At 45.3% G+C, this 13,833-nt stretch carries 11 protein-coding genes; all 11 read left to right on the top strand.

Translation table 11 applies throughout. The features are described from left to right. The first annotated feature begins 403 nt into the window (after nt 1-403). Complete coding sequence (locus AACT18_RS15910; RefSeq protein ID WP_064626566.1) at nt 404-1,492, top strand: hypothetical protein; 1,089 nt, start codon at nt 404-406, stop codon at nt 1,490-1,492. Between the two features lie 388 nt (nt 1,493-1,880). Then, nucleotides 1,881-2,390 (top strand): type VI secretion system contractile sheath small subunit, encoded by a 510-nt coding sequence (gene tssB / locus AACT18_RS15905; protein ID WP_017043584.1) that lies wholly within the window; start codon nt 1,881-1,883, stop codon nt 2,388-2,390. A gap of 49 nt (nt 2,391-2,439) precedes the next feature. Beyond that, nucleotides 2,440-3,915 carry a type VI secretion system contractile sheath large subunit gene (gene tssC, locus AACT18_RS15900; protein ID WP_026027753.1) on the top strand — a complete coding sequence of 492 codons (1,476 nt, stop codon included), beginning with the start codon at nt 2,440-2,442 and terminating at the stop codon, nt 3,913-3,915. A gap of 2 nt (nt 3,916-3,917) precedes the next feature. Then, nucleotides 3,918-4,355 carry a type VI secretion system baseplate subunit TssE gene (tssE, locus tag AACT18_RS15895; RefSeq protein WP_013868295.1) on the top strand — a complete coding sequence of 146 codons (438 nt, stop codon included), beginning with the start codon at nt 3,918-3,920 and terminating at the stop codon, nt 4,353-4,355. A gap of 6 nt (nt 4,356-4,361) precedes the next feature. Next, nucleotides 4,362-6,131 carry a type VI secretion system baseplate subunit TssF gene (tssF, locus tag AACT18_RS15890; protein ID WP_094125345.1) on the top strand — a complete coding sequence of 590 codons (1,770 nt, stop codon included), beginning with the start codon at nt 4,362-4,364 and terminating at the stop codon, nt 6,129-6,131. Further along, nucleotides 6,095-7,117, top strand: coding sequence for a type VI secretion system baseplate subunit TssG (tssG, locus tag AACT18_RS15885; protein WP_026028436.1), 1,023 nt, complete (start codon nt 6,095-6,097; stop codon nt 7,115-7,117). Before tssF ends, tssG begins: the two co-directional genes overlap by 37 nt. 4 nt (nt 7,118-7,121) lie before the next feature. After that, the gene (gene tagH / locus AACT18_RS15880; RefSeq protein WP_094125344.1) at nt 7,122-8,594 is read left to right on the top strand and encodes a type VI secretion system-associated FHA domain protein TagH; all 1,473 of its coding nucleotides are present in this window, start codon (nt 7,122-7,124) and stop codon (nt 8,592-8,594) included. A 2-nt stretch (nt 8,595-8,596) separates the two neighbouring features. Further along, nucleotides 8,597-9,076: a type VI secretion system lipoprotein TssJ gene (tssJ, locus tag AACT18_RS15875; RefSeq protein WP_013868298.1), complete on the top strand. Its 480-nt coding sequence runs from the start codon at nt 8,597-8,599 to the stop codon at nt 9,074-9,076. A 4-nt stretch (nt 9,077-9,080) separates the two neighbouring features. Then, nucleotides 9,081-10,415, top strand: a complete 1,335-nt coding sequence (gene tssK, locus AACT18_RS15870; protein ID WP_017044997.1) for a type VI secretion system baseplate subunit TssK — start codon at nt 9,081-9,083, stop codon at nt 10,413-10,415. Between the two features lie 2 nt (nt 10,416-10,417). Continuing rightward, nucleotides 10,418-11,191 (top strand): type IVB secretion system protein IcmH/DotU, encoded by a 774-nt coding sequence (gene icmH, locus AACT18_RS15865; RefSeq protein ID WP_026027751.1) that lies wholly within the window; start codon nt 10,418-10,420, stop codon nt 11,189-11,191. 23 nt (nt 11,192-11,214) lie between these two features. Beyond that, on the top strand, nt 11,215-13,833 hold the full coding sequence (gene tssH, locus AACT18_RS15860; protein ID WP_094125343.1) for a type VI secretion system ATPase TssH: 2,619 nt from the start codon (nt 11,215-11,217) through the stop codon (nt 13,831-13,833).

The raw sequence follows: 13,833 nt of genomic DNA, 5'->3' as shown, positions 1-13,833 counted from the left end.
GATTTAACCTGATGCTATACGTTTATTTAAAACATATAGAATGATTGGAGGATTAATTAATTTTATTTCCGAGCAAAACAATGTCAGATTTATGTTAGTTTTTTGTCATTAATTATATTTGTAGTTATTGGTTCCTGATTCTATTTAATTTAATGAGTGTATTGTTTTTAATTTTGGTGGGTAAAGGCTGAGTATTGATTATCATATAGGCAATATTATGCCCGCTCGGGCAATTTGTTGCTCGGTTGGGCAATTTTTTGCCCGCTCGGGCTGTGGGGCTTTATTCTTAAGTAAGCGTAATTGAAGGGAATGATTTTTGCTTACGTGTTTATGGATAAATGGTTAGTCAGTTAAGGAAATATAATGAGTCAGAGTATTGTAGTGGGTAATATGGAAACGGTTCATGATGGATTTCTGCCAACGTCTATCATTGTGTGTTCCGCAAGCGTCAAGTTTGGAAGTTGCGTCAATGTGGATTAATAAAACATATGCCATTTTAGCGCTCTCCTTATTTCCTTCGATGGTGTTACATGCTGAGCAAGAAACGTCTGCAGCAGAAGTGTATGAAGTAGGAAATATGTCTCCAGAAAAAGCGTTTGCTACCGGACGACTGCTTCGAGCGCAATACAAAAATATGGAATCGCGACCATACCTCCAGTACGCGGCAGACAACGACAATTCGGATGCCGCCTTTCTCTACGCGATGGAGCTTTCGAACTACAAAACGACCATTAGAACGCCTCCTGAAGCGCGTGAATATCTGCTTAAAGCCGCAAAATTAGGCAATCGTCGCGCCATGAAACATCTTTATACTGATGCTAAGTGGTTAAGAGATCGCGATGTGCAGTATTGGAAAAGCCAGTATTACGATAGTTTGATTCGTCTAGGACGAGATGATCCTGCACAAGCCACTTACGAGCTTGCCCAGTTTTACAAAGGTATGGATAACGAGATGTATAGCTACTATCTCGATAAAGCGGTCAGTTTTAATCATCCACGAGCATTGATGGATAAAGCAAAGCAAGTTCAAGCGGGTGGAGGTCTGTTTTTAATGCCTGGAGAAAGGGAGACCAAGGTGAGAGAGCTCTATCTCGCGGCTGCGAAGACAAACTATATCCCTGCGATGAGACGCTACATCGGTATTTTAGAGAGCAAAGGCCGTTTTGAAGATGCCTATCAATGGCGACTGATGGCGTTAGAGCAAGGTGATATTACCTCTTTGGCAACGGTAGTTAAGATTCTGCTCGGCGATAGCGCATCCTATCATTTTGTGACTCCCGATCGGATCAAAGCGCAAGCCTATTTAGATTTATATCTCTCTGCTGCTGGTACTGAACGTATGCAGTCGCTCTACTCAATATTGGAATTAGAGGAAGAAAGCCTTGCTGGTAAGATGAGTGAGGAAGAAAAAGCACAAGCTAATGGCATATTTGTTAACTATAAGAATAGTCTGAATTTTTATTATCATGATGTCTTTTGGGATATTAATTAGTTAAATTATACAGTATTAGAAACGGCATATTTTTTTGGGTGAAGATCATGTTTTTGTGATTTTTTATATTTAAAATGCTCCTATATGAATAGAATGTGCCGAGAATTTTAAATCCCCACGAAAAATATCGATAAATCTGATGGGGTAATTTAGGGAAGAATTTAATAGCTAATGCTAATTAATGGGATTTATTGTTTAAATGCTCATTAAAATCTACCAGATAATAAATATTAAGAGACTTGAGTTCTATTAGAACTTAAGTCCAATAGATTTAACTTTAATTTTTACAACGTTATGTAACCCTCGGCCTGAGTAAGTGGTAACTAAGTTTAGCTACGCTCTTGTCCGTAATTTTGACAATGATTGGCATAGGTATTGGAGACGTAATATGTCTAAAGAAGGAAGTGTAGCTCCTAAAGAGCGGATTAATATTAAGTATATTCCAGCAACGGGAGATGCACAGGCTGAAGTTGAGTTACCGCTAAAAACTCTGGTGGTGGGTGATTTTAAAGGCCATACCGAAGAGACCCCACTTGAAGAGAGACAGACCGTTTCAGTGGACAAGAACAACTTTGAAGCGGTTATGCGTGAAAGCGATTTGAAACTGACCACTACAGTGCGCAATAAACTGAGTGGCGATGAAAATGCTGAGCTTCCTGTTGAGCTTAGTTTCAAATCTCTTGCTGACTTCGAACCGGATTCAGTGGCAGCACAAGTTCCAGAATTAAATAAATTGGTTGAGCTACGCCAAGCTCTTGTGGCCTTAAAAGGTCCTTTGGGCAATATTCCCGCGTTTAGAGAGCGTCTACAAGAGCTACTAAATTCGGAAGAATCGCGTGAAAAACTTCTATCTGAGCTAAGCCTAGTGAGCGGCAAAGAAGAAGAGCCCCAAGCATAAGGCTTGATCAACCCAACTTTTTATTTAATCAAATTTAGGAACGAAATTGATGTCTACTACTGAAGCCGTCTTAGAGAGACAAAGTGCCACCCAAGGCAGTTTACTTGATGAAATCATGGCACAAACGCGCATTGCACCGACTGAAGAAGGGTATGATGTTGCGAAGAAAGGGGTTGCTGCGTTTATTGAGAATCTCATCGGTTCGAATCAAACGGAAGAGCCGGTTAACAAATCACTCGTTGATCAAATGCTGGTTGAGCTTGATAAGAAAATCAGTGCTCAAATGGATGAGATTTTGCACGAAGAGCGTTTCCAGCAGATGGAATCGTCATGGCGTGGTTTGAAACTGTTTATTGACCGTACCGATTTTCGTGAAAACAACAAGGTCGATTTGTTGCATGTAACGAAAGGCGAGTTGCTTGAAGACTTTGAATTTGCACCAGAAACGACGCAATCCGGTCTTTATAAGCACGTTTATTCTTCTGGTTATGGCCAATTTGGTGGTGAGCCGACTGGCGCTATCATCGGTAACTTTGCTTTCACGCCATCAACCCCTGACATGAAGCTACTGCAATACATGGGTGCACTTGGTGCGATGGCTCATGCTCCATTCATTTCTAGTGTCGGCCCTGAGTTTTTTGGTATCGATTCTTTTGAAGAGCTACCAAATATCAAGGATCTTAAGTCAACATTTGAAAGCCCTAAATACACTAAATGGCGTTCTCTACGTGAATCAGAAGATGCGCGTTACCTTGGCTTGACTGCGCCTCGTTTCTTATTGCGCGTACCTTATGATCCAACAGAAAACCCAATTAAATCATTTAATTATGTGGAAAGTGTCAGCGCTTCACACGAACACTATCTATGGGGTAACACCGCGTTTGCTTTCGCTACTCGTTTAACCGATAGCTTTGCCAAGTACCGTTGGTGTCCAAACATCATTGGCCCACAAAGTGGCGGTGCGGTTGAAGATCTGCCAGTACACGTGTTTGAATCGATGGGTGCACTGCAAAGTAAGATCCCAACTGAAGTGTTGGTGACTGACCGTAAAGAGTTTGAATTAGCAGAAGAAGGTTTCATTGCTTTAACCATGCGTAAAGGCAGTGATAACGCCGCATTCTTCTCTGCAAACTCGATCCAAAAGCCAAAAATATTCCCTAATACCAAAGAAGGCAAAGAAGCGGAAACCAACTACAAGTTGGGTACGCAACTGCCATATATGATGATCATCAATCGCCTTGCACACTACGTCAAAGTGCTACAGCGTGAGCAAATTGGTGCTTGGAAAGAGCGTCAAGATCTTGAACGTGAGCTTAATGGCTGGATCAAACAGTACGTGGCTGACCAAGAAAATCCACCAGCAGACGTACGTAGCCGTCGTCCTCTTCGTGCTGCAAAAATCGAAGTCATGGATGTTGAAGGTGAACCAGGTTGGTATCAGGTCTCTCTCTCTGTTCGTCCTCACTTTAAGTACATGGGCGCGAACTTTGAATTGTCATTGGTTGGTCGATTAGATCAAGCATAACCATGACTTATATTGCACCTGAAGAGAGTGCATTTGGTGTCGGCTTCTTTGAACGTTTAGAAGCTGGCACCAAGCCTATGTCTTTGACCCAAGGGCCAAATGCGTGGGATGTGCTCCAATCAATCAAACGCAATGTTTCCAATATTTTGAATACTCGCATGGGTGAGGCACAAAGTGCTCCAACGTTAGGTTTAGTGGATTTTAACGATGCAACGTTAGAAACCTTAGACTTATCGCTGCGGATTAAGCTTGCGATACAAAGCTGCTTAGATGTGTATGAGCCCCGTTTACGAAATATTGTGATTCGATCCGAGTCGGACGTGTTTAGCCCTTTGATGCTGCGCTTCCATATTGTGGCCGAAATAAACAGTGATGCGTTACATGAGAAAGTGCAGTTCAACCTGCTACTGGATCAAAACCGAAAGTACCGAGTGTATTAGAAAATTATGGCTCAAGATAAGTACTTCAGAGAAGAGCTTGCTTTCCTTAAAGAACAAGGAAAGCATTTCACTGAAATTCATCCTCAACTCTCTCGCTTTTTACACGGTAAAACGACGGATCCTGATGTCGAACGTTTATTGGAAGGCTTCGCCTTTCTCACCGCTCGCTTGCGCGAAAAAGTTGAAGATGAATTTCCTGAGCTAACGCACTCCATCATCAACATGCTATGGCCAAACTACTTACGTCCTGTGCCAAGCATGAGTATTGTCTCGTTCACACCGGATAAAAGTGTCAGTGATAAGCAGCAAATCGCTCGTGGCACTCAGCTCGATAGCAAGCCTGTTTTCGGCACCAAATGCCACTTTAGAACCTGTCGTGACGTGCAGATTTACCCACTGAAATGTACTGACGTCACTGCGCAACATACTAGAGAAGCGACCATCATCGAAGTGTCGCTTAATATGTTGGGTGAGATAAGCGTCGGTGATGCGCATCTTGATGATCTGCGCTTTTACTTAGGTGGTGATAAATACAGCTCACAAATGCTCTATTTATGGCTCAACCACTACCTCGATAAGATTTCTGTTGAAGTCGCGGGGGTAGAATTTACGCTGCCGCGCAATAGCTTCCAAACGGTCGGATTTGATAGCGAGCAATCGCTTTTGCCCTATCCTTCCAATGTGTATGAAGGTTATCGCGTTTTGCAGGAATACTTGTCGTTTCCTGAAGCATTTCATTTTGTTGACATTACCCGTCTGGCTAGCGTAGTGCCGAAATCAGTGCATGGTGCGTTCAAACTGAAAATCAGTTTTTCGAAAACCCTGCCAGCGGACGTTCGAGTGCGTCAGGATAATTTCCAGTTGTACTGCACCCCTGTCATTAATTTGTTTGAACATGATGCCGATCCTATCGATTTAACGGGCAAGCGTTCAGAGTATCGCATTATTCCCTCTAGTCGTTACCCTTCTCACTATGAAGTGTTCAGCGTTGACGGCGTGTTCGGTTGGCAAGACAAAACTCAAGCCAGCCAACGAATTCGGGGTGAAAAACGTGTCTATTCAGCATTTGAAAGTTTTCAGCATGAAGTGGAGCGGGTTCGAAATCGTGAAGCGCTCTACTACCGCACACGAGTGAGAGACAGTATCCGTGGCGATGGATTTGATAATTTCATCTCTTTCATTCGCGGAGATGAAACGCAATCCATGCATGTCGATGAAGCCATCTCGCTCAAACTCACCTGCACCAATCGCTTATTAACGCTCGAACTCGGTGTCGGTGACATTTGTGAGCCGACAGACAGCTCGCCCCCCTTTGCCACTTTCAGCAATATTACCGTGCCTTCACAATCTCTGCGCCCAGTACTGGATGGCAGTCTATTGTGGGTATTGATTTCTAACTTATCGCTGAATTATTTATCGCTGCTGTCCAAAGATGCCTTAAGCAGTGTGTTGCGAGCTTACGATTTCAGAGCCTTGGTGGATCGCCAAGCGGAACGTGTTGCGCGTTTGCGTCTTGAAGGGATCCAAAAAATTGAGTCGCAACCCGTGGATAAAATATTGCGCGGTTTGCCAGTGCGAGGGCTGCAATCGACGATTCATATTGATCAAAACTGTTTTGGTTCAGAAGGGGAGCTTTACCTCTTTGGCACCGTGCTTAGCCACTTTTTTGCCCTATATGCCAGCATCAATTCGTTTCATGAGCTGATCGTTATTAACGCGTCCAATCAAGAGAAGTACACATGGGGAACACAGACAGGAATGCAGCCATTGATCTAGAGATGGCTGCGGCGGCTGTGCCGGAGCCTCTACTGGGTTTACCAAGCGATGTACGAACGTACAACTTCTACCAGTTGGTGGAACTGCTGCAAAAACTTAATGCGTTTAATCCTGAATCAGAAGATTGGGAGCGGACATGCCAGTTGGTATTCAGTGCCAACCCCAGTTTAGGCTTTGCACCAGCAGACGTAACGGATTTACGTGAGTTCGCAGATGAGCGCCTGATCTTACAAACCAATTTTTTTGGATTAACTGGGGCACAGTCACCGTTGCCTGGTTTTATTTTGCAGCAATTGGTCGAAGAAGATCCCGGTGGTTTCAAGCGGCCCTTTTTAGATTTTTTCAATAACCGGTTGATTAACCTTGTGTATCGCGTATGGCGAAAGTATCGCTATTACGTCCGTTTTCAAGCGGGTGCGCAGGATCAATTTTCATCACAGCTGTTCGCTTTAGTCGGTTTGGGTGATGCGGACTTGCGCGGCGAAACACCGATAAATTGGTGCAAGATGCTGGCTTATGCGGGCACTTTGGCTGGCCGAAGTCGTTCACCGCAAGTGGTGTCTGGCATCATCGCGCACTGCTTTGATCTACAAGAAGTCAGTATTCGCCAGTGGGTTCGACGTAAAGTCCGGATAGAGCCTTATCAGCAGTTTTGCTTAGGTAAGCAGAATGGTGAGCTTGGGATCAACAGCATGTTGGGTGAGTCAGTTATGGACTGTAACGGTAAGTTTGTTATCTGTATCAAAAACTTAACTCGAGAACGATTTGCCGATTTTTTGCCATCAGGCAAAGAACATCAACCGCTGTGTAAGTTGGTGGAGTTTATTTTACGAGAGCAGATGGCTTACGACCTTGAGCTGACCATGCACGAGAGCGAGGCTCCGGTGATGAGTTTATGCCATGACAGTGGTGTAGCTTTGGGTTGGTCATCATTTTTAGGGCGCGATTTGGCGGACAAAAGCGTGCTTATACAAGTAAGGCAATAGCGATATGCAGAAGAAGCAAACGCTTTCAATGGTAGTGACGAATGTGCAACTACTGGAATCAGGATTATCCGCACAAGCGATGTTTAATGTGCAAGGCGGTGTGATTGGCTCTGCAAGTGATGCGCATTGGCAGCTTCGTGACGGTAAAGGGAAAATTCAAAATCATCACTGTGCAATCCGTGTGATTGATGGTGCGTTTTGCATTCAAGATCTGGTTGGTAATACCTATGTTAATGGTTCCCATAAGCCGTTAGGGCAAGGTGCTTCGGCTAAGTTGGAGCATAAAGATGAGGTGGCCATTGGACCTTACCAAATTCGTGTCATTTTTGGTCAAGTGGGTGAAGATGATTCTCTGATTAATGGCTCTTTGGATCAGCTGTTTGCTAAAGAGGGGCTCGATCTACTCAAAGATGGTCCATTGGATGATATCAGCCGCGACGAGGATGAACCAGAGCCGAGTTCAATGGACCCTATCGCCGCTTTAGATGATTTATTGCAAGGCATTAAACAAGAAGAGTCGTTGCTTGAAGAGACGGAAAAACCACTCGCACAAGCACAACATTCATTAGTGCCAGAATACGATAGCCAGCAGTCGCAACTGCAGTTTACGCCTCAAGCTGACAGCGAGTATGAGATGACGTCATCGATTCGATTAAAGAAAATTCTCGGTTTTGGCAAAACCTCCACCGATTTACCACCTATTCCGGCTGTTGAGCACCATGAGACTGCGCAACCACCGACTCATTTGAACATTAATAACAGTATTTACAACGTACCTGAGGGCTTAGCGATGGACGATAAAGTATTAGATCTACTTGAGGAAGAAGTGGCGAGAAGCTATCACCCTCACTCCGAGCAACACAACAGCTCGTCAAACAATGCATCACACTTATTGACCGGCCCCATGCTCACCGGGCTAGGTGTTGACGTTGGCAATAGCCACGATATGGCGAAAATGCACATGCTTTCAGAAGAGCTTGGGCAATCGTTGCAAGCGTGTGTGCAAGGTTTGCTTGAGCTTCACCAGCAAGTGAGTGAAGGGCGTTTTGGTATGATGAATCGTAACTTGCAACCGATTGAAGATAACCCACTTCGCTTGGGGCTATCATACGAAGAAACCATTCGTACTCTGTATGATGCTGATAAAAGTGTGGTGCACTTGTCTGCCCCAGCGGCGATTGCCGAAAGCCTAAAAAATGTGCGCGATCATAACGAAGCAATGCAGCACGCCACTAGCGAAGCCCTAAATCAGATTCTTAATGCCTTTTCTCCTCAAGTGCTACTGCGCCGTTTCCAACATTACAAGCGCAATAGTGATGCACAGAACCACTCTTCAGATGCTTGGGCGTGGGAGATGTATTGCCACTACTACCAAGAGCTCACTTCTAATCGCCAAAAAGGATTTGAGAAACTGTTTTGGGAAATTTTCGAGCAGTCTTACGACAAGAAAATTCGTGAAAAACAGCTGGAGCTATAACGGTGAACAAGCGGTCTTTTGTCCTGCTGATGCTACTGACGGTATTAACCGCCTGTAGCTCATCAGAAAAGTATGAGCCAGCCACACAGCCGACCAAGGTAACGTTCAGTCTCGTTAGTGATGAAGGTACTAACCCTAATATTTGGGGTGAAGCGTCGCCGATAGAGGTTCAAGTGTTTGAGCTCAAAGATGATTCGATGTTTATGTCTGCCGATTATGACCAAGTAAAAGCAGACTACAAAAAAGCGTTACGCAGCAATTTTATCGCCAATTACGATTATGTAATGACACCAGGCCAGTTTAAGTTTGTGAACGCGTTCGAGATTGATGAAGGCACGAACTACATTGGGGTCATGGCGCATTTTGCTGAACCTGAGCTGAGTGAATGGAAAAAGGCCGTCAAAGTGCTTAACAAAGGTAGGGAATATCATCTTTTGATGTATTTCAAAGACTACGATGTAAAACTGGAAAGGGTGGAATAACAAGATGTTTGCGCGTAATCGTGTCATTTGGAATGAAGGTCTATTCATTAAACCGCAGCATTTCCAGCAGCAGCAACGCTATTTTGAATATCATATTGATGAACGCATCTCATCAGTCAGTGGCTACCTTTACGGAGTATCAGAGTTATCACTTAACCCTGAATATCTCTCTTTTGGTCGTATCGCGATCGAACGTGCGGTCGGCATTATGCCTGATGGAACCGTTTTCCGTATTCCTCAGGAAGATGTGTTGCCAGATGCGCTCGAGATTGCCGATGCTTCGCTTGCAAACCAGTTGGTCTATTTAGCGGTGCCACTTCGCAGTGAATCGTTAATGGAGATTAACTGGCCTGAAGAGCGTGGAACCGGGCGTTATTTAAGCAATCGTCTAGAAGTGCGTGATGTGCATACCGTGCGCGGTGACACCACGACGCTAGATGTCTCACCTGTTCGTGTGCAGTTGATGCTTGAAAAAGAAGACAGAAGCTCTTATGCCTCAATTGCGATCGCTCGTATTTTAGAAAAACGTCCTGATGGCAGTGTCGTGCTCGATCCGGATTTTATTCCGTGCCATCTTAATGTTGCGAGCAATGCGGCTTTGCACCGTTTTATTAACGAAATCTCTGGGTTAATGCGCGAACGTGCCAAAAACATTGCTCAACGTATCAGCTCTCCCTCTCAAGGCGGGGTCGCGGATGTGTCTGATTTTATGCTGTTGCAAGCCCTGAATCGCTTACAACCCCAGATGCAACACTTGGCAGAGCTACGCAGTTTGCACCCGGAACGTTTATTTGAGTGCCTGTCATGCGTATGTGGAGAATTGGCTACATTTACCGATGAAAGTCGTTTGCCACCGAGCATTCCGAGCTACAACCATGAAATGCCGACCCACTCTTTTGGGCCGCTGATCCGCAACTTAAGACAGAGCCTAAGTATCGTGCTTGAGCCTAGAGCGGTCTCGATTCAGTTGGATAAACGTAAGTACGGCCTGATGGTTGCCCCAATCCACGACCCTCAACTGGTTGAAAGCGCAGAATTCATCATCGCGGTGAAAGCACGCATGCCATTAGATGAACTGCGTCGTCTCTTTACTCAGCAGACCAAAGTATCGTCAGTGGAGAAAATCCGCGAGCTCATTTCACTGCAATTACCGGGCATTCCAATTACACCGTTACCAGTGGCACCAAGGCAGTTGCCTTACCACGCCGGTTATACCTATTACCAATTGGATAAAACCAGCTCAGCATGGTCGATGTTAGGTCGCTCAAGTGGTTTTGCTTTCCATGTCGCGGGTGCGTTTGAAGATCTTGACCTGCAATTCTGGGCGATTAGGAGCTGATGATGGCCATTGATAAAAAAAACACCCAATACAGCGGTCTGCTTTTTGACAGCGTCGAGCAGATCAACCACGACCAAGATTACTGGTTTCAACTGCGTGGTGATAACCCTAATGTTTTGATTGATGCTGCTACCCCTCTGTTTGGTTTGTCGCTGCGGGTACGCAGCTTGTCAGAGTGCGACAACATTGAGCAGATCTACAAACAGACGGTAGAAGAGATTAAAGCGATTGAAATCGAGCTTGCCGAGCAAGGGTTTGAGCATGCGATTTTGATGGCTTATCGCTACATTCTGTGTGCGTTTTTGGATGAAGCCGTCATGGGAACTGAGTGGGGTGCATCCAGTGTGTGGGCTGAACATTCTATGCTGTCTCGTTTCCACAGTGAGACTTGGGGCGGCGAAAAAGTGTTTACCATCTTAAGTCGCTTGGAAGGTGAACCTAAACGTTATCGCGCGTTGCTAGAGTTTATCTATCAATGCCTAGTGTTAGGTTTTGAAGGTAAATACCGTGTGATGGAAAGCGGCCACAACGAGCGTGAAAAGGTGATCAGTCGTTTACATGACACCGTCAGTTCGTTGGATGAAAACGAGCCGAAGGAACTGACCTCCGCCACGGACCATGTGGTGAAATCAAAATATAAGTTAAGCAGGCAGTTACCGGTTTGGTCAGTACTGCTTGGTTTTGTCATTATTTGGGTCGGTGTGTTTTTAGGCTATTCCTATTTACTGCACAGCCAATCGGCAGACGTATTAAACCAATTGAACCAAATACTCTAATTATAAAAGGCTAGGTGATTGTAGTGATCCGTATTGAATTACCCACATTAATTTCAAAACTCAATGAACAGAGTAAGCTAGCCCTAGAGCAAGCCGCTTCATTATGTATTGAACGTCAGCACCCAGAAGTGACCTATGAGCATTTCCTGCATGTGCTGTTAGAGAACCCACTTTCGGATGTGCGTGTGATAGCTAAGCACGCTAACTTAGATGTGGAAACCGTAAAACAAGCCATCAGTGCAAGTTACGCTCGTGAGCAAGTGTTAGATACCTATCCAGCATTCTCGCCACTGTTGGTTGAGCTATTGCAGGAAGCTTGGTTGCTTTCTACCACTGAGCTGAATCAGAATCAGCTTCGTTCAGGTGTGGTGTTTTTAGCCGCGTTGATGCGCGCTGATCGTTACCTACCACTTAAACTAATCCGTCTTTTTGAACACATCAACAAAGAGAGCCTAAACAAAGGGTTTGATACGCTGTTGCAAGACTCTTCCGAGTCGGCGGTTGAAAAAAGCAAAGCGGGTTCTCAAGCTCCTGCCGCGCTGGATGCAGCGTCATCTTCGCCACTGCATAAATACTGCACCAATGTCACGGCGCAAGCGCGTAACGGCGAACTGGACCCAGTATTGTGTCGTGAAAACGAACTCAATTTGATGATCGACATCTTGTGTCGTCGTCGTAAAAACAACCCCATCGTTGTGGGAGACGCTGGTGTCGGTAAAAGCGCCATGATTGAAGGGCTTGCATTGCGCGTCGTTGCGGGCAATGTGCCGACACAGCTGCAAAATGTAGAGTTGTGCTCACTCGATCTCGGCTTGTTGCAAGCGGGTGCTTCAGTCAAAGGTGAATTTGAAAAACGTCTTAAAGGCGTGATTGACGCGATCAAAACCTCGCCTAAACCGATCATTTTGTTTATCGATGAAGCGCACACTTTAATTGGTTCTGGCAACCAAGAGGGTGGTAGTGATGCGGCCAACTTGCTCAAGCCGGCTCTTGCGCGAGGCGAGCTCAGTACTGTCGCAGCCACCACATGGAAAGAGTACAAAAAGTATTTTGAAAAAGATCCTGCGCTGACTCGTCGTTTCCAGTTAGTGAAATTAGAAGAGCCGAGCATCAGCCAAGCAGTAGATATTCTACGTGGCTTGAATCGTGTTTACGAAAAAGCCCATAACGTATTGATTACTGATGATGCATTGAAAGCCGCCGCCGAGCTTTCAGCGCGTTACATTTCAGGTAGACAACTGCCGGATAAAGCGATTGATGTGTTGGATACTGCTTGCGCGCGTATTGCAATTAATATCACCACACCGCCGAAGCGCTTAGCGCAACTAGAGACCGCTTGCCATCAACGTCAACTTGAAATTGATATGCTTGAGCGTGCTCAATATTTAGGTCAAGTGGTTGATTCGCATCGCTTGGATGAGCTATGTAGCCAAGAAGTGGCCGATGAAGCTGAAAAAGCGGCCTTGACTCAAAGCTGGCAAGAGCAAAAAGCGATTATTGAGCGCATTATTACCCTACGCGATCAGCTCTTAGATGGCGCTGAGGATCATGGTGAGCAGACCCAAGTTGAGCGCGATGAGTTACTTGTTCAATTGCAGGAGCAATATCGAGCTTTAGAAGAGATCCCTCATAATGATCGCCTCATGCATCCACAAGTCGATGCTCAGCAAATCGCGGAAGTGATTGCGGACTGGACGGGTGTGCCCGTTGACCAAATGAACAGCGATGAGCTGCATAAAATCACCCACCTAACGGCTATTTTAGGTGAGGCAATCAAAGGGCAAGATACTGCGATTGAGCGTGTTCACCGTAACTTATTAACGGCGCGCGCGGATTTGCGCCGTCCGGGGCGTCCAAAAGGTTCCTTCCTACTCGTGGGTCCAAGTGGCGTTGGTAAAACCGAAACGGTAGTCCAACTGGCGCAACAACTTTATGGTGGTAAACAATTTTTAACCACTATCAACATGTCGGAATATCAAGAAAAGCATACTGTTTCACGCCTGATTGGTTCGCCTCCGGGTTATGTTGGTTATGGTGAGGGTGGCATTCTTACCGAAGCGATTCGTAAAATGCCGTACTCTGTGGTGCTGTTAGATGAAGTTGAAAAAGCGCACCCAGAAGTGCTCAATATTTTCTACCAAGCCTTTGATAAAGGTGAGCTGGCCGATGGTGAAGGTCGAGTGATCGACTGCCAAAACATCGTTTTCTTCCTCACCTCGAATTTAGGTTACCAAACCATAGTCGATTACGCGCAGCAGCCTCAGTTGCTTGATGAGCAGCTTTACCCAGAACTTGCGGCTTTCTTCAAACCCGCCTTACTGGCTCGTATGGAGATTATTCCGTATCTACCGCTCAGCAAAGAAGTGCTAGAGCAGATTGTGCGTGGCAAGTTAACCCGCCTTGAGCAGCTCTTTAAACAGCGTTATGCCGCTGACGTGGTGATTGAAGATAGCTTGATCGAAGAGATCTTAAGCCGTGCCACGCGCTCTGAAAATGGGGCTCGTATGCTGGAAGCGATCATCGAAGGTCAATTACTACCACCGATTTCATTAGCTTTGTTAAATAAATTGGCTGATAAACAACCAGTGCAACGCATCTATTTAGCGGCGGAAGAGGGTGAGTTTATTGGAGAGGTTGAGTGA

Origin of the sequence: Vibrio sp. V04_P4A5T148, assembly GCF_963875605.1 — a bacterium.
GTDB classification, from domain to species: Bacteria; Pseudomonadota; Gammaproteobacteria; order Enterobacterales; family Vibrionaceae; genus Vibrio; species Vibrio anguillarum.
The sequence above is the reverse complement of the archived record's forward strand: the minus strand, read 5'-3'. Positions and strand labels throughout refer to the sequence as shown.